17 protein-coding genes are annotated in these 17,040 nt (G+C 58.2%); 10 read left to right on the top strand and 7 right to left on the bottom strand.

The features are described from left to right. The first annotated feature begins 63 nt into the window (after positions 1 to 63). The 3 genes from SRBAKS_RS09750 to SRBAKS_RS09740 are packed head-to-tail and all read left to right on the top strand — an operon-like array spanning position 64 to position 3,435. Entirely contained in the window at positions 64 to 1,437 is a 1,374-nt protein-coding gene (locus SRBAKS_RS09750; RefSeq protein WP_229590686.1) for a sigma-54-dependent transcriptional regulator, read from the top strand. A 5-nt stretch (positions 1,438 to 1,442) separates the two neighbouring features. Continuing rightward, positions 1,443 to 2,609: an ATP-grasp domain-containing protein gene (locus SRBAKS_RS09745; RefSeq protein WP_229590685.1), complete on the top strand. Its 1,167-nt coding sequence runs from the start codon at positions 1,443 to 1,445 to the stop codon at positions 2,607 to 2,609. Positions 2,610 to 2,613: 4 nt separating this feature from the next. Then, the gene (locus SRBAKS_RS09740; RefSeq protein ID WP_229590684.1) at positions 2,614 to 3,435 is read left to right on the top strand and encodes a metallophosphoesterase; all 822 of its coding nucleotides are present in this window, start codon (positions 2,614 to 2,616) and stop codon (positions 3,433 to 3,435) included. A gap of 6 nt (positions 3,436 to 3,441) precedes the next feature. Here SRBAKS_RS09740 and SRBAKS_RS09735 read toward each other — a convergent pair whose 3' ends face one another. After that, entirely contained in the window at positions 3,442 to 4,050 is a 609-nt protein-coding gene (locus SRBAKS_RS09735) for an HD-GYP domain-containing protein (RefSeq protein WP_229590683.1), read from the bottom strand. Between the two features lie 147 nt (positions 4,051 to 4,197). Here SRBAKS_RS09735 and SRBAKS_RS09730 point away from each other — a divergent pair, with 147 nt between their 5' ends. Together SRBAKS_RS09730 and SRBAKS_RS09725 are read left to right on the top strand one after the other, a co-directional pair. Further along, positions 4,198 to 7,062 (top strand): DEAD/DEAH box helicase, encoded by a 2,865-nt coding sequence (locus SRBAKS_RS09730; protein ID WP_430709120.1) that lies wholly within the window; start codon positions 4,198 to 4,200, stop codon positions 7,060 to 7,062. Positions 7,063 to 7,150: 88 nt separating this feature from the next. Beyond that, a complete protein-coding gene (locus tag SRBAKS_RS09725) occupies positions 7,151 to 7,915 on the top strand; it encodes a tetratricopeptide repeat protein (RefSeq protein WP_229590681.1) in 765 nt (254 codons plus the stop codon). 168 nt (positions 7,916 to 8,083) lie between these two features. On the opposite strand, the gene SRBAKS_RS09720 is transcribed toward SRBAKS_RS09725, so the two are convergent. Together SRBAKS_RS09720 and SRBAKS_RS09715 are read right to left on the bottom strand one after the other, a co-directional pair. Then, positions 8,084 to 9,898 carry an N-acetylmuramoyl-L-alanine amidase gene (locus SRBAKS_RS09720; RefSeq protein WP_229590680.1) on the bottom strand — a complete coding sequence of 605 codons (1,815 nt, stop codon included), beginning with the start codon at positions 9,896 to 9,898 and terminating at the stop codon, positions 8,084 to 8,086. A gap of 145 nt (positions 9,899 to 10,043) precedes the next feature. Continuing rightward, complete coding sequence (locus tag SRBAKS_RS09715; RefSeq protein ID WP_229590679.1) at positions 10,044 to 10,802, bottom strand: metallophosphoesterase family protein; 759 nt, start codon at positions 10,800 to 10,802, stop codon at positions 10,044 to 10,046. A 141-nt stretch (positions 10,803 to 10,943) separates the two neighbouring features. Here SRBAKS_RS09715 and SRBAKS_RS09710 point away from each other — a divergent pair, with 141 nt between their 5' ends. After that, entirely contained in the window at positions 10,944 to 11,423 is a 480-nt protein-coding gene (locus SRBAKS_RS09710; protein WP_229590678.1) for a chemotaxis protein CheD, read from the top strand. A 69-nt stretch (positions 11,424 to 11,492) separates the two neighbouring features. On the opposite strand, the gene SRBAKS_RS09705 is transcribed toward SRBAKS_RS09710, so the two are convergent. Further along, positions 11,493 to 12,032 carry a peptidylprolyl isomerase gene (locus SRBAKS_RS09705; RefSeq protein WP_229590677.1) on the bottom strand — a complete coding sequence of 180 codons (540 nt, stop codon included), beginning with the start codon at positions 12,030 to 12,032 and terminating at the stop codon, positions 11,493 to 11,495. On the opposite strand from SRBAKS_RS09705, the gene SRBAKS_RS09700 reads away from it, so the two are divergent. Further along, positions 12,016 to 12,177, top strand: a complete 162-nt coding sequence (locus SRBAKS_RS09700) for a hypothetical protein (protein WP_229590676.1) — start codon at positions 12,016 to 12,018, stop codon at positions 12,175 to 12,177. The two genes, SRBAKS_RS09705 and SRBAKS_RS09700, sit on opposite strands and share 17 nt — an antisense overlap. On the opposite strand, the gene aroE is transcribed toward SRBAKS_RS09700, so the two are convergent. Then, positions 12,166 to 12,972, bottom strand: coding sequence for a shikimate dehydrogenase (gene aroE / locus SRBAKS_RS09695; protein ID WP_229590675.1), 807 nt, complete (start codon positions 12,970 to 12,972; stop codon positions 12,166 to 12,168). The two genes, SRBAKS_RS09700 and aroE, sit on opposite strands and share 12 nt — an antisense overlap. Positions 12,973 to 12,975: 3 nt before the next feature. Then, the gene (locus tag SRBAKS_RS09690) at positions 12,976 to 13,902 is read right to left on the bottom strand and encodes an ACP S-malonyltransferase (protein WP_229590674.1); all 927 of its coding nucleotides are present in this window, start codon (positions 13,900 to 13,902) and stop codon (positions 12,976 to 12,978) included. Positions 13,903 to 14,073: 171 nt separating this feature from the next. On the opposite strand from SRBAKS_RS09690, the gene SRBAKS_RS09685 reads away from it, so the two are divergent. The 3 genes from SRBAKS_RS09685 to SRBAKS_RS09675 all read left to right on the top strand — a co-directional run bounded on the left by SRBAKS_RS09685 (position 14,074) and on the right by SRBAKS_RS09675 (position 15,758). Continuing rightward, positions 14,074 to 14,697, top strand: coding sequence for an acetyltransferase (locus tag SRBAKS_RS09685; RefSeq protein WP_229590673.1), 624 nt, complete (start codon positions 14,074 to 14,076; stop codon positions 14,695 to 14,697). Positions 14,698 to 15,013: 316 nt separating this feature from the next. Further along, positions 15,014 to 15,439 carry an HIT family protein gene (locus SRBAKS_RS09680; RefSeq protein ID WP_229590672.1) on the top strand — a complete coding sequence of 142 codons (426 nt, stop codon included), beginning with the start codon at positions 15,014 to 15,016 and terminating at the stop codon, positions 15,437 to 15,439. Between the two features lie 31 nt (positions 15,440 to 15,470). Continuing rightward, complete coding sequence (locus SRBAKS_RS09675) at positions 15,471 to 15,758, top strand: integration host factor subunit alpha (protein WP_229590671.1); 288 nt, start codon at positions 15,471 to 15,473, stop codon at positions 15,756 to 15,758. A 208-nt stretch (positions 15,759 to 15,966) separates the two neighbouring features. On the opposite strand, the gene SRBAKS_RS09670 is transcribed toward SRBAKS_RS09675, so the two are convergent. Further along, positions 15,967 to 16,716, bottom strand: a complete 750-nt coding sequence (locus SRBAKS_RS09670; RefSeq protein WP_229590670.1) for an SPOR domain-containing protein — start codon at positions 16,714 to 16,716, stop codon at positions 15,967 to 15,969. Positions 16,717 to 17,040: the final 324 nt, after the last annotated feature.

The following is a 17,040-nucleotide window of genomic DNA, read 5'->3' as shown; positions in this document are numbered from 1 at the left end:
TTTCAGGCCGTCTTGATTTATCGTAGGGAGCGATATCAATGAAACATCCAGTGCGGAGAAAAAATGCCTGCCCATATACTCGTTCTTGACGACGAAAAAAACTACCTGCTTATCATCCAGTCCATTCTGGAGGATGAGGGGTATGACGTCACCACCCTTTCCGACCCTGAAATGGGGCTGGCCTACCTCGAAGATTCCGAGGTGGACATGGTTCTGACCGATATGAAAATGCCCGGCCTTACGGGGCAGGACGTCTTGGAACATTGCAAGAAGACGTATCCGCATATCCCGGTCCTGATCATGACCGCGTTCGGGTCCATCGAGGCGGCGGTCGAGGCCATGCGTATCGGCGCGTTCGACTACATCACCAAGCCCTTTGCCAACGAGGAGCTGCTCCTGTCCGTGTCCAAGGCCGAACAGTATGCGGCCACCCAGCAGGAAAACATTCGGCTGAAACGGGAAATCCGCGATCGCTACTCCAAGGACAACATCATTGCTCGTGGCAAGGGCATGCAGCAGGTCATGGACATGGTGGACCGCGCCGCGCCGAGCAAGTCCACGGTTCTCATTCTCGGAGAGTCCGGTACCGGCAAGGAACTCATCGCCCGTTCCATCCACAGTTCTTCGCCCCGTCGCGAGGCGCCGTTTGTCACGGTCAACTGCATGGCGCTCAACTCCGGCGTGCTGGAGTCCGAACTGTTCGGTCATGAAAAAGGCTCTTTTACCGGCGCAACAGCCATGCGCAAGGGGCGCTTTGAGCAGGCCAACAAGGGCACGCTCTTTCTGGACGAAATCGGTGAGTTGAGCCCTGAGCTTCAGGTCAAGCTCCTGCGCGTGTTGCAGGAGCATCAGATCGAGCGGGTCGGCGGTGCCGAGACCTTTGACGTGGACATCCGCATCGTGGCCGCCACCAACAAGAATTTGCAGGAGGCCGTGTCCAAGGGCGAGTTCCGCGAAGATCTGTTCTATCGTCTCAACGTGGTTTCCATCTTTATGCCGCCCCTGCGCGAGCGGCGCGAGGATATCCCGCTGCTGGCCGCACATTTTCTGGAAAAATATTCCAAGGAAAACGAGGTCTCCATTTCGGGCTTTTCCACGGCAGCCATGGATTATCTGTCGGCGTACGAATGGCCGGGCAATGTCCGCCAGCTCGAAAACGTGGTGGAACGCTGCACGGTGCTGTCCCGCTCCGAGACCATTGACGCAGACGACCTGCCTCCCGAGATCAAGGACGAGGAGGCCCAGTTCAAGTCTGCGGTGGACCTGTTGCCGGCCAAGCTCAATCTGGCCGATACCATGGACAAGATCGAGGGTGCGCTGGTCAAGCGCGCTCTGGTCAGGAACGAGTTCGTGCAGGTCAAGGCCGCTGAAATGCTGGGTCTGTCCAAGTCCAATCTCCAGTATAAACTTAAAAAATACGGCCTGGCAGGTAAGTAGAACTCATGATTCTGTTAGACGCTCCCTATGTGTCCGATTTTTTGAAGCAGAGTGTGAAGGACCTTGGCCAGTCGGTGCTGGAGACGGACTCCGCCCGAAATCTGGCCGGTGATGCCGGTCTCGACTTTGTGGATGCCATTGAATTTTCCAGCCGGATGGGGCGTGGCGAGCGGGTGCTTGCCAATTCCGAGAACGCGCTGGAGCATGTCATGAAGTGCGGATGCCAGCCCGATCTGGCCCGGCAGATCGACATCTGCAAGGACAAGGCGTTGTTTCGTGAAACTGTGGCCTCCATCCACCCGGACTATCTGTTCAGACGGGCCCTGTTCGACGAACTGGCCGATCTGGACGTGTCCGGCTTCACCTGCCCGTTTATCGTCAAACCTGCACGGGGCTTCTTCAGCCTAGGCGTGCATGTGGTGGACGATCATGGGCAGTGGCCCGAGGTGGTTCGCGCCATTGAGCAAGAGCGTGAGGCCATGAACGCCGAATATCCCGAGGCCGTGGTCAATGCTGGCGAGTTCATTGTGGAGGCGGGGATCGAAGGTGAGGAATACGCCATCGACGTCTACTACAACGGCGATGGCGAGGCGGTGATCACCAATATCATGCACCACCACTTCATGTCCGACGACGATATTTCCGACCGGCTCTATTATACATCGGCCCGGATTATCCGGGACTGGCTCGGTCCGTTTTCCGCGTACGTGGACAAGGTCGGCAAGGCGTGCGGGTTCCGTGATTTTGCCACTCATATCGAGGTCCGTGTGACCGATGCGGGCGAGATCGTCCCCATTGAGGCCAACCCGTTGCGGTTTGCCGGCTGGTGCGTGGCGGACATCACCTACTACGCCTGGGGGTTCAATCCCTACGAGCAGTATTTCAAGGATCTGCGCCCGGACTGGGACACCATCCTGAAGGGGCGCGAAGACGCGGCCACGGTCATGGTCATCGGTGATGTGCCCTCTGGTGTGGATCGGAACCGCATCGACTCCATCGACTATGACGGGTTCTGCGGCATGTTCGAGGATGTGGCCGAGCTACGCAGGATCGACTATACGGCTTACCCTGTTTTTGCCTTTGTTTTCGCACGCATGGATGAAGCGGGAGTGGTGGCTTTGAAGTCCACGCTGGTCGAGGATTTCAGTCGGTTCATTTCCGTCAGAGCGTAACCTCATGCCACGGATTTCCCGCAGGACTTTTCTCATGTTGGCTGCCGGGGCGGCTTTGGTCCCTTATGGCTTCCATGCCACATATGCGCTTGAGGTGACTCGGCGCACCATCGGGTTGCGCGCGCTCCCCACGCCCTTTGCCGGGTATACCATCTGTCATCTTACCGACCTGCATCTGGCCGAGTTCGGACATAAGCAGTCGGATCTGCTCGCAATCATTCGCGAGGGCAGGCCTGATATCGTGGTCATGACCGGCGATATGGTCAATGGCAAGGAACGCCGGGAAGAGCCGTTTCTGACCCTGTGCGACCAGTTGCCCGGGATCGCTCCAACCTATTATGTCACCGGTAATCATGACACGAATTCACTGCACCGAGGCATAGAGGGACGTCTTGAGCAGCGTGGCGTCCACGTTCTGGATAACCGGCATGTCACGCTTGCGCGCGAGGACGCCAGCATGGCGCTGGCCGGTGTGGGCGAGTGGGGGAGGTTTGGCGCGGCTGGTCTGGATGCGGGCCTGCGGGGTATCCCTGAAGGGGAGACAGTGGTGCTCCTGGCGCATCACCCCGAGCAGATTGCGCACTATGTCAGCCGGGGTGTTGACCTCGTCCTGTCAGGCCATACCCATGGCGGTCAGGTGCGACTGCCGTTTGTGGGCAGCCTCATCGCACCCAATCAGGGGGTTTTTCCAAAATATTCCGAGGGGCTGTACCGTGTTGATGACACAGCCATGTATATCAGCAGGGGACTTGGCCTGTCCGTGATGCCTTTTCGCTTCAATTGTCCGCGAGAGGTGGCATTTCTCACGCTGCAACCGCGTTCCTAGAAAATCCTACACCCTTTCAGGCAGGTCTATCTTGCCGCCGGTTTCCGAGAACCACCGACCAAAGGCTTCCACGCATTCGGGACACAGCAGGGTGCCCTTTTCTTCTTCAATGATATCTGCGGCGACCTGGCGGGGCATGGAGTCGCGATGGGGGCGTTCTGACTTGATGGCGACAAAGACATCGGCCACGGCAATTATGCGGGCGTTGTAGGGGATTTCCTCTCCCTTGATGCCGTTGGGATAGCCGGTGCCGTTCCACCGCTCGTGGTGGCTCAGACAGACCTCGGCTACATCGCTCAGGCTGGGGATGGGAGCCAGCAGCTCTGCCCCGCGGGTGGTGTGGGACTGGATGTGCTTGAATTCCGCATCCGTAAGCGCATCGGTCTTGAGCAGAACACTGTCGCGCACGCCGACGATGCCGATATTGTGCAGTCGGCCCATGAGCAGCATCCGATCCAGTGCACTGCCGGTGAGGCCGAGTTCACGGGCAATACCGCGTGCTACCAGGGCGACCCGCTCCGAATGTTTCGCAGTAGTGATGTTGCGGGCTTCAGCGTCCCGAGCCAGATTGATCAGGACATCAAGATGTTCGTCTATTCGAAACTGCTTTGTCATGCGATACTCCATGGCAAGTGGGTATTTTCCTGTATCATTATGCGGTTAACTCCACTGCATGGCAAGTAAATTTAACGCCTTGCTTCGGGGTCGCCTCCGTACTACCATCGCGCCGTGGAAAGTCCTGTTCTCGAATACGTCAGAGCCATGCTCGATTCGGAGCGCATGGCCCATCAGATCGCTCATCACCGGACCATTGAAGGGGCCGGGCCGCAGTTTGGCGACCCTCGCCGTTCCTGGCCCGAGTCCATCCGTCACGCCCTTGCTCTCATGGGTATAGACCAGCTGTACAACCATCAGGCCGAGGCAGCGGATTACGTCCGTGCCGGGCGGCATGTGGTGGTGGCGACGCCCACGGCATCGGGCAAGACGTTGACCTATAACCTGCCTGTCATGGAGCGGTGCCTGGCCGATCCAGAGGCCAAGGCGCTGTATCTCTTTCCGCTCAAGGCGCTGGCACAGGATCAGCTCAAGGGATTCAACGAGCTGGCCGCGCTGCTCCCACTGGGCGTAGGTGATGACAATCGCCCTACGGCTGCCATTTATGACGGGGACACCACGCCCCATTTCCGCAAGAAAATCCGCAACACGCCGCCCAATGTCATCATGAGCAACCCGGAGATGGTCCACCTCTCCATGCTCCCCCACCACGCGAGCTGGGCCGAGTTTCTGTCCGGGCTGACCCACATCGTGGTGGACGAGGTGCACACCTATCGCGGCGTCATGGGTGGGCATATGGCCATGGTCTTCCGGCGCTTGCAGCGACTCTGCCGGTACTACGGGGCCGACCCGACCTTTGTGTTCTGCTCGGCCACCATCGGCAACCCGGCCCAGCTGTGCACCATGCTCACCGGGTTGGACGTCCACCCCATCCTTGCATCGGGTGCGGCCCGGGGCGGACGGCACATGGTCTTTCTCAACCCGGACGGCAGCCCGTCACAGGCCGCCATTCAGTTGCTGCAGGCCGCGCTTTCCCGCGGGTTGCGGACTATCGTATACTGCCAATCGCGCAAGATGACGGAACTCATTTCCATGTGGGCCACTGAGCGCAGCGGGCAGTTCAAGGGGAAGATTTCAGCCTACCGCGCCGGATTTCTGCCGGAAGAGCGGCGGGAGATCGAGACGAGAATGGCGGACGGCGATCTGCTGGCGGTCATTTCCACATCGGCTCTGGAGCTTGGTATCGACATCGGCGGCCTGGATGTGTGCATCATGGTGGGGTATCCCGGCTCCATCATGGCGACCCTGCAACGGGGTGGCCGTGTGGGGCGCAGCCAGCGGGACTCTGCCGTGGCGCTCATCGCACAGGAAGACGCCCTGGATCAGTATTTCATGCGCAACCCGGACGATTTTTTTGCCCGCCCGCCGGAATCGGCCATGCTCAACCCGCACAATCCCGTTATCATGGATCGTCATCTTGTTTGCGCGGCTACCGAGTTGACCCTGCGGCGGGGCGAGACGTTTCTGCGAGAGGAGGAAGTGGGTCTCCGGGTGGACCAGCTGGTCGCTCTTGGGCAGCTCTATGAAGTCGAGCCGGACCTTGCCGGACACCCGAGCGAGGTGGTGTCGCACCGCAAGCGCCCTCATCGGGACGTGGACCTGCGCGGAGCAGGCAAACAGCTGCATATCGAGGACAACTCGTCCGGGCGGGACAAGGCGCTGGTCATCGGCACCATTGATGAACACCGGGCGTTCCGCGAGGCGCATCCGGGCGCTGTATATTTGCACCGGGGACAGACGTATGTGGTTACGGACCTCGATCTTGGCGGCGGGGCAGTCCATGTCCAGAGAAATCGCGTGGGCTATTATACCAAGCCGCGTGGCAACAAGGACACGGAGATATTGGAGGTGCTGGGGCAGAAGGCGAGTTTCGGCACCCGCGTGTATTTTGGCCGGGTCAAGGTCACCGAACAGATTACCGGATACGAGAAACGGGCTGTGCGCGGCGGCAAACTGCTCGGCATCGTGCCGCTTGATCTGCCCCCGCTGGTGTTCGAGACCGAGTCCATCTGGTTTGAGGTGGGGCACGATATCCGGCGGCGGTGCGAAGAGGAATTTATGCATTTCATGGGCGGCATCCACGCCTTTGAACACGCGGCCATCGGCATGCTGCCCCTGCTGGTCATGACCGACCGGAATGATCTGGGGGGCATTTCCACGCCCATGCATCCACAGGTGGAAGGTCCGGCGGTCTTCATTTATGATGGCATGCCGGGAGGGGCCGGATTGACCCGGCAGGCCTTTGAAAAAGCGGACGAGTTGGTGGAGACGACCCTGCGGACGATTGAGTCCTGTCCCTGTGAGTTAGGGTGTCCATCCTGTGTGCACTCGCCCAAATGCGGCTCAGGAAACCGGCCCATCGACAAGCGGGCCGCGCAGTTCGTGCTGGAGGCCATCCGCTCCGGCGATCCGAAATCCATTGAACCAAAGGATATAGATGTGAATATGTTACCCGGCATCGACATGAAGAAGCCCGCCCCCAATCGGTATGGCGTTATTGACATTGAAACCCGGTACTCCGCCGATGAGGTGGGTGGCTGGAACCGCGCCGACCGTATGGGCGTGTCCATTGCCTGCGTCTACGACTCCGATGATGACGCCATGCACGATTATGAACAGGACCAGATTGACGAGCTGGTCGCGCATCTCAAACAGTTCGATCTGGTCATCGGGTTCAATCACGTCAAATTCGACTACGCCGTCCTTGGCGGGCTGCACCCGTTCAATTTTCGGGGGCTGTCCAATCTCGATCTGCTCATGGAGGTCAACAACCGCCTAGGGTACCGGCTGAAGCTGGACAACATTGCCTCGGCAACCCTGAACGTGGGCAAGTCCGCAGACGGGTTGCAGGCCCTCAAATGGTGGCAGGAGGGTAGGCTGGACCTGATCACCGAATATTGTCAGCAGGACGTGGCTGTCACCCGCGATGTCTATCTCTATGGTCGGGAGCATGGGCATGTCTTGTTCACCAACAAGGCCGGGCAGAAGGTCAAGCTGCCTATCGATTGGTAAAAACCGATTATAACACCCTTGTCGGTTCGGGCAAAAATGGAAATGGTTCTCCGGTAACACTCCCACTTACAGAGAGGTCCTGTTTCGTATGTTGAAATATCTTCTTGCTCCCCTTGCCGCTGCTTTCATTTTTCTTGTTGCTTTCGGACTGGCCCAGCCGGAACTCGGTTATCAGACCAAAGAGGCTGCCTACAGCGGCGATGCCGCCGCGCAGATGGAATTGGCTCGCATGTATTATGAAGGGAACCCGCTTGATCAGAGTTTCGATCAGAGCGTGTTCTGGCTGAAGAAATCCGCTGAACAGGACTACCCTGATGCCCAGAACACCCTTGGTCGTTTCTATCTCGAAGGGCATTTCGTTGAACAGAATACGGAAAAAGGGCTGGCGCTCATTCAGGCCGCTGCGGATAGGAATCAGCCGCAGGCACAGGCCTTTCTCGCCTATGCCTATGGCAGGGGGCTCGGCGTGGAGCGCGACGCCTCCCGTTTTCTGCTCTGGACCAACAGGGCCGCCGAGAGCGGGGACGCCCAGAGTCAGTTCAGCATGGGCCTGCTCTCCCTCACCGGGACGATGGTTGCCAAGGACCTGGCTGCCGGAAAGATGTGGTTTGAAAAGGCCGCAAATCAGGGCCACCTCGAAGCCCAGGTCACGTTGGGCGAGATGCTCATGCAGGGGGTGGGCGGCAAGCCGGACCTAGTGGAGGCGTGCAAGTGGTTCGCCATCGCCGGTACACGAGGCAACCAGAAGGGAAATGCCTACCTCATGGCCATCGTTAAGGACATGACCCGCGAGCAGATGGATGAGGCCGCCGCCCGTGCCAACGCCTGGCTGGATGAGCGGGGGTTGGAATAATTTTTAGAAGCGGTCGTCACTGGCGGATGTATCAATGCCCCTGTGTTGACAGGGAGGCGTGTGGCCGTTTCCGGTTACTGTCCGACAAATCCTGATGAGCGCGAACGAAAAAAAGGCTCCCTGCCGATGCAGGGAGCCTTTTTTTGAAATGACGGAATGGGGTCTGATCTACTTCATGGCGTAGCGTTCTATCTTGCCCTTGTAGGCCAACACGCCTTCCACAATACCACTGGCCAGATAGTCGAGGTACTTGTTGGACTTGAGTCTGCTCGACTCGGTCCGGTTGGTGATGTAGCCGAGTTCCACCAGTACAGAGGGCATGCGGGCGCCCATGAGCACATAGAAGGGGGCCTCGCGGGTGCCTTTGCTGGTGAGTTTCCATTTCTTGCGCACACGGGTGAGGGTCTGCAACTGGACATCCTTGGCCAGATCGCGGGATTCCTTGATCTTGGAGTTGACCATGAGATCGGTCAGGATGAATTGCAGGTCGGAAATGGCGCGCGGGTCCACGGCGTTTTCACGGGCGGCAATGCGCACGGCTGCGTCGGTCTTGGCCAGGTTCAGACTGTAGGTCTCCAGTCCGTTGACCTTTTTGTTGCGATTGGCATTGCAATGGACGGAGAGGAAGAGGTCGGCTTTTCTGGCGTTGGCCATGGACGTGCGTTTATCCAGCGGAATAAAGACGTCGGTGGTTCGCGTGTAGACCACGTTGAACCCCTTGGCCTGCAGTTTTTTACCGAGTATTTTGACAAAACGGAGATTGATGTCCTTTTCGCGCAGGCCGTTGGCAACCGCGCCGGGATCCTTGCCGCCATGACCGGCGTCGAGCATGATCGTCTTGACCGTCAGCCCGAGCTGTTCCAACAGGTCCCCGGCCATCTTCTTGCTGCCGTTGGGCGGGCGGTACGATGAATTTGCCGTGGTCTGCCTGGTGGCCGGAGCGCTTGCGACAACGGTGTTTGAAGGGGCGGAAGCGTCAGGAGCGTATACGTCGATGACGATGCGATACGGGTTTTCAAGGGGAAAGACCTTGTATTCCTGCATGGCAAGAAAATCGAGGACCACGCGGGTGGTGTCCGTGGAGTACTGGCCCGTGCGGATGGAGCGCAGGATGCCGTCGGAGACATTGGTGGCCTTGGTTACGTCATGGCCGAGACGGGCGTTTTGCAGGTCGAGGTACAGCCGGTGGGGTCGGTTGACCTTCTTGTTGGGGGCGAGCACCTGGTAGCGAAATTTGACCTTGTCATCCAGTTCCAGCACCACGCGGGTGTATTCATCGCTGGAGGTAAACCGGACATTGTCCAGATGAGCGACGCCGGACGGATCTTTTGCCCTGGTGGAGGTGGTTTTTTTCGAGGTTGTCGGTTTGGTGCTTTTCTGGGTCGCGGCAGCGGCCACGTCATTCAGGGATTTTCCGCCGGATTTTTTGGAGACTTTGGCGATGGCCCAATTGTATTTGCCCAATTGTTTCAGGCGGGTTTTTGCCTTGTCTCGCATGTCCGAGCGCGGATAATCCACGATGATCGTAGCCAGGTCCAGCCGTGCGGCGGTGGTTTCCTTGAGTCGGGCGGCATAGACTCCGGCGCGATGATAGAGGCAGTCGTCGGCCCAGGCATGGCGGGGATACCGGGCGATCACGCGGCCGAAGTAGTCCACGGCTTTGCGGAAATCGGATTTGAGTCCACTCCGTGCTCCGGTCTCTTCGTGGACTCTCCCTATGTAGTAGAGCGCCTTGGGCGCAAAGGGGCCGTCCGGGTCGGCTTTGAGGCAACGGGCAAAGGGTTTTTCCACCTTTGCCCAGTTGGAGCGGTATTTGGCCTTCTTGCTGTTTTTGAGCAGGGCGTGAAATTCCGAATGCCCGACAGTGAAGTAGGATTTGGCCGAGATGGCAAGGGCGCTTGTTGAGCAGACGCAAAGTGCCGTCACGACGAGCAACGACGTGAAGGTCCATATACGGAGGTGTGCGGCAGTGGTCAGCTTCATATAGTTCAAACCGAGTGTAGCGGTTTCGTTTCGACAGATGCAAAGCAGGCATGTGTCCGAAACGTACAGGCTGGACGTATTTTTCAGAAAAATCTAAAAAAAGTCCAGAAAAGAATGCAGAGAATGGGAAGGAATACCTGACGCCTTATGCCATTCCCGTGGACAGCCACTGCGCCCAATCCTCGCGGTCGTTCTGGCGGGCCAAGACTGCCGCTGCTTTCCAGTCATATTCCACCGAGATAAAATCACATTCCCAGCCTGATGCGGATGGCGTCAGCACTGCATATTGCGCATGGGGCGACCCCGCTGCCATGCTGTGCGGCGGGGTGTCGTCATCATAGGCAGGCAGGCCCACGCTGCCGGGATTGACCACCGTGATGCCGTCGCACACGACCTGTCCCGGGTGGTGGCTGTGTCCCGCCAGCACCAGAGAACAGCCCGCAGCTTGCGGGAGCACGTCCTCCAGTATGGCCTCACATGGTCGCTGGACGGGTACGCCTGTGGTCACGGCTTCCAGCAGGTAGCGCGTGTCGTTGCCCGGAGTGCCGTGACAGAGCAGGATGTCCCTGGTGTCTGGCGTTCCCGTGAGCGAGGGGGGCAGAGAGGCGAGCCAGTTCAGTCCGTCCGGCCCGATGGCATCCCGTGTGCGCGTAAAGGTGGGGTTCGCTTCCCATTCCGGGCCGCCCTCCAGAAGAACACGGTCCTGATTGCCGAGGATGGTCGGGATGTGCAGACGGTTGAGCATATCCCATGTCCCAGCGGGGTCGAGCGGGCCGTAGAAGATATCGCCCAGATTGAAAAGAGTGGCGCATTTCCGATGGGCTACGTCATTCAGCACCGCTTCAAGGGCAAGGCTGTTGCCATGAATATCCGAAAGAACCGCTATGGAATTGTGTCGTTTCATTCGGCAAGTATTCAATAGAACGCAGGGAATGACAAGACAACGGTAACCATCGCTTTACTCCCCAGATGTATGAGCATATGATGCGAAATTGTTTTGACTCGGGATGCTCCCGATCCTGTTGATTGTAGGTAAGATATGAACATGGATAACCTTATCGTCGTCGGTATTTCCGACATGAAAATATCCACGGACCCCGACAAGATCCTGGTGACTTATTCCCTGGGGTCCTGTGTGGGGGTCACGGCGTATGACCCACAGGCCCAGGTGGGTGGGTTGATCCATTGCCTGTTGTCCAGACCCGGTTCGGTCGTGCTGCACGAAGGGGAAAGCCCCTACAAATTCGTGAGCGCAGGTGTGCCGCGGATGGTCAAGGAATTGCTCCGTGCGGGCGCGGACAGGGACAGGTTGATTTTCAAGGCTGCCGGGGGCGCGGATATGCGCGGTGACGGCGCCTTTGACATCGGCCAGAAGAATATTGACGAATTGCTGGAACTCATGGATCGAAGCCAGGTGAAATTGGCGGCCAGCGAATTGGGTGGCGTGATACCGAGGACCATGTTCCTGCATCTGGACACCGGACGAGTCGTGATCAAGACCTGCGGCGTGAGTCACGACCTGTAGGCTGACAATACAATGAATAAAGGGCGGCAGGATATATGTCCTGCCGCCCTTTTTTGTGGGTTGAGTCTCTTATTTTGCCACGTATGCCTTCTTTATGTAGATGGGCGTGGCTGGCACATCTTCCATACGGCCGGAGCGGGCGGTCTTGACCTGTTGGATCTTGTCAACCACGTCCATGCCGCGGATGACCTTGCCAAAGGCGCAGTATCCGGGCTTGGTGGTGGAGGAGAAGAGGGCCGCGCCGGTCTGTGAACCGGAGGACTTCTGGTCCAGCACGGGGTTGTCCTGCACATTGAAGAAGAACTGGCTGGTTGCCGAGTCGGGATTATCGGTTCTGGCCATGGAGATGGTGCCCCGTTTGTTCTGCAGGGAGCGCCCTGCTTCGTTGACAATGGGAGCCCTGGTCGGCTTCAGGCGCAGGGGGAAAGTGTACCCGCCGCCCTGAACGATATTCATGCTCGTATCCTTTTCATCGTTGGTCTTCTTTTTTTCAATGATAACCCGGTGAAAGACGGTGTTGTTGTAATAGCCGTCTTCAACGTACCTGAGGAAATTCTCTACGGTCTTGGGTGCGTCCTTGGGGGAGAGCATAATGATGATGCGTCCCATGGTGGTCTCCATGACCACAACCGGGTTTGCCTTACTTGCCTGGGCCGAAGTCGTGGAAAAGATGCCCAAGAACAGGGCGCAGACAGCCATCGCCGTCACCATGAGTCTGGTTATTTTCTTCATTGTATTCACCTTATGCAGTTAGCGTATTGAGGAGCAGTGTGCGTGCCCCGGATTCATCCATGTCGGTGCCGGTCCACAGCCGGAACTGGGCCAGCCCCTGATGTAGGAACATCTCCAGCCCGGAGATGGTTGTGCAGCCGGCCGCACGGGCCTCCCGCAGGAAACGGGTCTCCAGCGGATTGTATACGATGTCATAGGCGATGGTCGCCGGAGCGAACCGGTCGCCATCCCATGGGGTGGCGTCTTCCATGGCACCGGACATGCCCAGCGGGGTCGTGTTGCAGAGCAGCGCCCACGACTGGTCCATGCGGTCTTCCCACGCAACGCATTCCACGGCAAATTCTTCGCTCAGGGCCACGGCCTTGGCATGGGTCCGGTTGGCAATGGCGATACCGGGGATGCCCAGCTCCTTGAATCCGGCCAGGGCGGCCCGTGCCGCGCCTCCTGCGCCGAGCACCAGTGCCGTTGCCGGGAGGGTGTCCAGGTTGGTGAGCGGAGCGACAATGCCGATGACATCGGTGTTCTCGCCGCACAGCTGGTCCTCGTCCCAGTACAGGGTGTTGACCGCACCGACCGTGGTGGCGCGTTCCGATATCCTGTCCAGATGCTCCATGATGGCTTGCTTGTGCGGGATGGTCACGGAAAGCCCGGAGATGGGCCGGGCGCGCACCTGCCCCATAAAGGAGGACAGGTCGTCCTGCGAGACCGGCCATGCTGCATAATTCGCGTCGATGCCACACGCTTCGAACCCCCAGTTGTGCAGGGTCGGACTCATGGTGTGGCCCAGTGGCCAGCCTATGATGCCGTAGCTTTTCATGGTTTAGAGTTCCTTGGCCTGTTCCAGGTCGCCGATGTTCATCCCGGTCCATTTTTCGTCCATGGACCCGAGGTTGGCCTTGAGCATCTTGAAGAGCACGCCCTTGGGGCCGACTTCGACGAAATTGCGGATGCCGGTGGCGAACATGGCCTGCATGGTCTGAATCCAGAGTACGCTGGAGGTCATCTGGCTCTGCATGGTGGACATGATCTGTGCCGGGTCGGGCTGCGGCATGGCGGTGGCGTTGTGGTGAATGGGGAAGGCCGGAGCGTTCCATGTCAGGCCGCCCAGAAACGCGCTGAACTCGTCGGCGGCCTCCTGGATGAGCGGGGAGTGAAAGGCGCCGGAGACGGCCAGTCGGATGGCGCGGCCCTTGGCTTCCTTGACCAGCGCTTCGGCTGCGTCCAGCGCTTCCTGCTCGCCACTGATGACGAACTGCGCCGGGGTGTTGTAGTTGGCGATTTTGAGTTCCTTGCCCGAGGAGGACGCGGCGGTGTCCACGATTGCTTCCACCTGATCCTGCTTCAACTTGACCACGGCGGCCATGCCGTGTCCCGCGCCGCCGGATTCGGCCATGAGTTTGCCGCGCAGGGTGACAGCCTTGACAGTGTCTTCCAGGCTGAGTGCGCCGGCTGCGCCCAGAGAGGCGAATTCGCCCAGGGAGTGCCCGGCGGTTGCGGCCGGAGAAAGTTTGTCCTTCACAGTCAGCCAGAGGGTCAGGTTGACCACGGTGAGGGCGGGTTGGAGGGCGCGGGTGTCGGCCATGTCCGCGGCCTCGCCGTCCCAGTAGATTTCGCGCAGGGGCAGGCCGGATTCCTTCTCGGCAAGCTTCCACAGATCCAGTGCGGCGGAATCGGCTTCGGCAATGTCTTTGCCCATGCCTTTTTCCTGTGATCCCTGTCCGGGGAAAAGTATACCTGTCTTGGTCATTGGTCTCTCCTTATGTGCAGCGCGGCGCATCTCGGCTGTCCGCTTGTGCTCGTGTTTGAAACGTGACTTGGGAATATCGTGCAAGAGTGGGGTGGTCAAGTTGTCCGTGTTCCCCGCTGTTGACAGAAAAAAAACAAACCGCGTAGAAGTTGGGACAGCATGGGAGAAGAAATGAATATAGTGATTATCGGCAGCGGCGGGCACGCCCGTGTGGTGGCGGATATTCTGCTGGCCATGGACGGCATGAATCCGCTTGGTTTTGTCTCCGGCGACGGTGAAGCCGGTACTCCCGGCCCGTTAGGTCTGTCCATCCTCGGTGACGATGGAAGCCTGGATTCCATCGAGCACGACGGCGTGGTTGTGGCCATCGGGGACAACGCCCTGCGGCAGCGCCTCTTCGAGCAACTCTGCGCGGCAGGGGAGAATCTGGTCGCCGCCGTGCATCCTTCGGCCATCATCGCTGCTGACGTCGTGGTGGGCAAAGGGTGCATGATCAGTGCTGGCTCCATCGTGAACACCGGTAGCCGGATCATGGACAACACCATACTCAATACCGGCAGCGTCGTGGATCACGACAGCAATGTCGGTCCCCATGCGCACATTGCGCCGAACGCGGCCCTTGCCGGCAACGTCACGGTCGCTGAAGCTGCGCTTGTGGGCATTGGCGCCAATGTCATTCCCGGTAGAATCATTGGCAAACGTGCCGTGGTCGGTGCCGGGGCAGCCGTTATCAGGGACATACCGGAAGGGGCTGTTGCCGTGGGTGTCCCCGCCCGTGTTGTTTCCGGCTCCTGATTGTCCTCTCCTAACCTCCTGTAATGCCATGTGTATACTTTTTGCTGTCTCTAACACATTGATATCAAATGGTTTATTTTTCAAATCATTGTTTGCAACATAAAAAGTGTGTCAACCAGCCGATTTTCAAGAAGATTTCTAGACTTCGCGGCAGCCCTTGGGGCGCGTGGTTTTCCAGAAAAATAACGAACAGACTTGATTTAACTGAACTTCCCGGTTATAAACACAGGTAACTATCGAAAATTCTCTGTCTGTGCGCCGTTTTTTCGTAGGCATGTAGCGTGCGGAAACCAGCTCGGACAGGGGGGAGAAGCGTATGGTACCAACAGATTCCGAGTGCATATTTTGCAAAATCGTGGCCGGGGATATTCCCTGTGCCAGGGTTTTCGAGTCGGATACCTGTTTGGCTTTTTTGGACATCGCGCCTGTGAATGCGGGACACGCCCTGGTTTTGCCAAAAGGGCACTATCCCACACTCATGGACATCCCAGTGGAGTTGGGTGGCGATCTGTTTCAGGTCTTGTCCCAGGTGGGCAAGGCGATCATGGAAGTCACCGGAGCCGACGGATTAAACCTCATGCAGAATAATTATGAGGCCGCCGGTCAGGAAGTCCATCACGCGCATTACCATCTTATTCCTCGGTTTGCGGATGACGGACTGCGGCTCTGGCCTCAGACCGGATACGATGACCCTGATGAGATGGGGAGGCTCGCGGCCAAGATCGCGAACCTCATGGAGTAATTTTCCTGGTAACCTTTTTTGGAGGCGATCAATGAGCACCCTCACTAAAGCCGGAATCGTGGACTATGTCTACGAGCGCACCGACAAGAACCGCGCCGAAATCAAGGATCTGGTGGAAACCATTCTTGAAATCATGAAGACTGCTGTGAAGAAGGACCACGCACTTCTTATCTCGGGCTTCGGCAAATTCGAAGCATATGACAAGCGGGCACGCAAGGGACGCAATCCCCAGACGACACAGTCCATCACTCTGCCGCCGCGCAAAGTGGTTGTCTTCCGTCTTTCCCGCAAATTCCGTGCAGAACTGAACCCGTCCTAAGTCGTTGGCCGCATCGCAGGAGACTGCCATGTGTCCTTAGTGACGGGGTAAGGATCAGTGTGTTGTTTGCGCGCCTGGCGGCCAGAAATGGTTGCTGTGGCGGGTATCCGTTTGCGGGGTCAGCATACTGACAGTACGTCAGCCATTTGAATGAAAAGGGCCGGATGATAGTATCATCCGGCCCTTTGGCTTGTTCTCTGTTCGGTGATTATTCCGCTTTGACGACACGGCTGCCGGGGAACGCGCCCTTGAGGGTTTCCAGTGCGGTATCTGCTTCGTCGGCGTTGACAAAGGCACCGGCCTGTACGCGGTAGAGGCCGGTTTCGGTCTTGACCATTCTGGCTCCTGCGTAGCCGTCCGTGCGGAGCTGCTCCAGAATGCGGGTGGCGTTTTCAACGTCGGAAAATGCGCCCACCTGCACATAGTAGTCGCCTGCGGTTGTGGCAACAGGATTATCCAGCACCACAGGATCTTCAAGGTCCACCACTTCGTTTTCCGGGTCGACCATGACCGGAGCCGCGGCTTCGGGCGTTGTTACAACCGGTGCAGGAGCTGTTTGGGCAGGCGTCGTTTGTGGCGGTGTCACGGCCTCCTTGGCCTGGTCCTTCATGGCCGGTTCGGCCACGGGGGTAGAGTCAATGATCGGCGCAGGGTCGGGCAGCTCATCCGGGGTGGTGGCGATTCCCGGTTCCTTGACCGCGTCGGTTTTTGCGACCGGAGCGGCTTCTTCAACCGGGGTCTCGGTACTGTCCATCGTGTCGTCAGCCAGGTCGTCGCCCAGATCATCACCACCCACGTCGGCCATGGGCTTTTCGTCAGCATCCGGTGCCGCGGTATCCAAGGGTTCGTTGTCGCCGGTCAGAGGAGCTTCGTCGATAATCGGTTTCGGCGCGGGCTTTGCCGGTTGCTGGCTCGCAGGACGTCTTGCCGGAGGCGCAGATGAAATGGATTTTCTCATGCACCCGCTCATAACAAAAAGAGTGGCCGTCAACACAGCCAGAAAAAACAGAGTCCTTTTCATGGGATACCCCCTCGTATACGTGCATAAACACATTTTTATCTAGAGTTAGTCTAAACACATACCGTCTCACTGACCAGAGTGCAAGAGCCTTGAAATATGGAAAATGAAACGGAGAGTGGGCTTCGAAGTATATTTGAGCATCTGAATTCTTTGAAGAAATCAAAAATAATAGTTTGTTGGAAAAGTTTCCCGGTACTTTCAACGAGGGAGGCTGTGTGCACCCTCTGGCCACACAGGCTGTGTGCGACTCGTCGCAACAGT

The sequence above is a fragment of the Pseudodesulfovibrio sediminis genome, assembly GCF_020886695.1.
Lineage (GTDB): Bacteria > Desulfobacterota > Desulfovibrionia > Desulfovibrionales > Desulfovibrionaceae > Pseudodesulfovibrio > Pseudodesulfovibrio sediminis.
Note: the sequence above shows the minus strand (reverse complement) of the source record. Positions and strands in the feature narration are given on the sequence as shown.

Coding starts and splice junctions, on each gene's coding strand:
- SRBAKS_RS09750 (WP_229590686.1), top strand. CDS start 64: ATGCCTGCCCATATACTCGTTCTTGACGACGAAAAAAACTACCTGCTT.
- SRBAKS_RS09745 (WP_229590685.1), top strand. CDS start 1,443: ATGATTCTGTTAGACGCTCCCTATGTGTCCGATTTTTTGAAGCAGAGT.
- SRBAKS_RS09740 (WP_229590684.1), top strand. CDS start 2,614: ATGCCACGGATTTCCCGCAGGACTTTTCTCATGTTGGCTGCCGGGGCG.
- SRBAKS_RS09735 (WP_229590683.1), bottom strand. CDS start 4,050: ATGACAAAGCAGTTTCGAATAGACGAACATCTTGATGTCCTGATCAAT.
- SRBAKS_RS09730 (WP_430709120.1), top strand. CDS start 4,198: ATGCTCGATTCGGAGCGCATGGCCCATCAGATCGCTCATCACCGGACC.
- SRBAKS_RS09725 (WP_229590681.1), top strand. CDS start 7,151: ATGTTGAAATATCTTCTTGCTCCCCTTGCCGCTGCTTTCATTTTTCTT.
- SRBAKS_RS09720 (WP_229590680.1), bottom strand. CDS start 9,898: ATGAAGCTGACCACTGCCGCACACCTCCGTATATGGACCTTCACGTCG.
- SRBAKS_RS09715 (WP_229590679.1), bottom strand. CDS start 10,802: ATGAAACGACACAATTCCATAGCGGTTCTTTCGGATATTCATGGCAAC.
- SRBAKS_RS09710 (WP_229590678.1), top strand. CDS start 10,944: ATGGATAACCTTATCGTCGTCGGTATTTCCGACATGAAAATATCCACG.
- SRBAKS_RS09700 (WP_229590676.1), top strand. CDS start 12,016: ATGATGATGCGTCCCATGGTGGTCTCCATGACCACAACCGGGTTTGCC.
- SRBAKS_RS09705 (WP_229590677.1), bottom strand. CDS start 12,032: ATGGGACGCATCATCATTATGCTCTCCCCCAAGGACGCACCCAAGACC.
- aroE (WP_229590675.1), bottom strand. CDS start 12,972: ATGAAAAGCTACGGCATCATAGGCTGGCCACTGGGCCACACCATGAGT.
- SRBAKS_RS09690 (WP_229590674.1), bottom strand. CDS start 13,902: ATGACCAAGACAGGTATACTTTTCCCCGGACAGGGATCACAGGAAAAA.
- SRBAKS_RS09685 (WP_229590673.1), top strand. CDS start 14,074: ATGAATATAGTGATTATCGGCAGCGGCGGGCACGCCCGTGTGGTGGCG.
- SRBAKS_RS09680 (WP_229590672.1), top strand. CDS start 15,014: ATGGTACCAACAGATTCCGAGTGCATATTTTGCAAAATCGTGGCCGGG.
- SRBAKS_RS09675 (WP_229590671.1), top strand. CDS start 15,471: ATGAGCACCCTCACTAAAGCCGGAATCGTGGACTATGTCTACGAGCGC.
- SRBAKS_RS09670 (WP_229590670.1), bottom strand. CDS start 16,716: ATGAGAAAATCCATTTCATCTGCGCCTCCGGCAAGACGTCCTGCGAGC.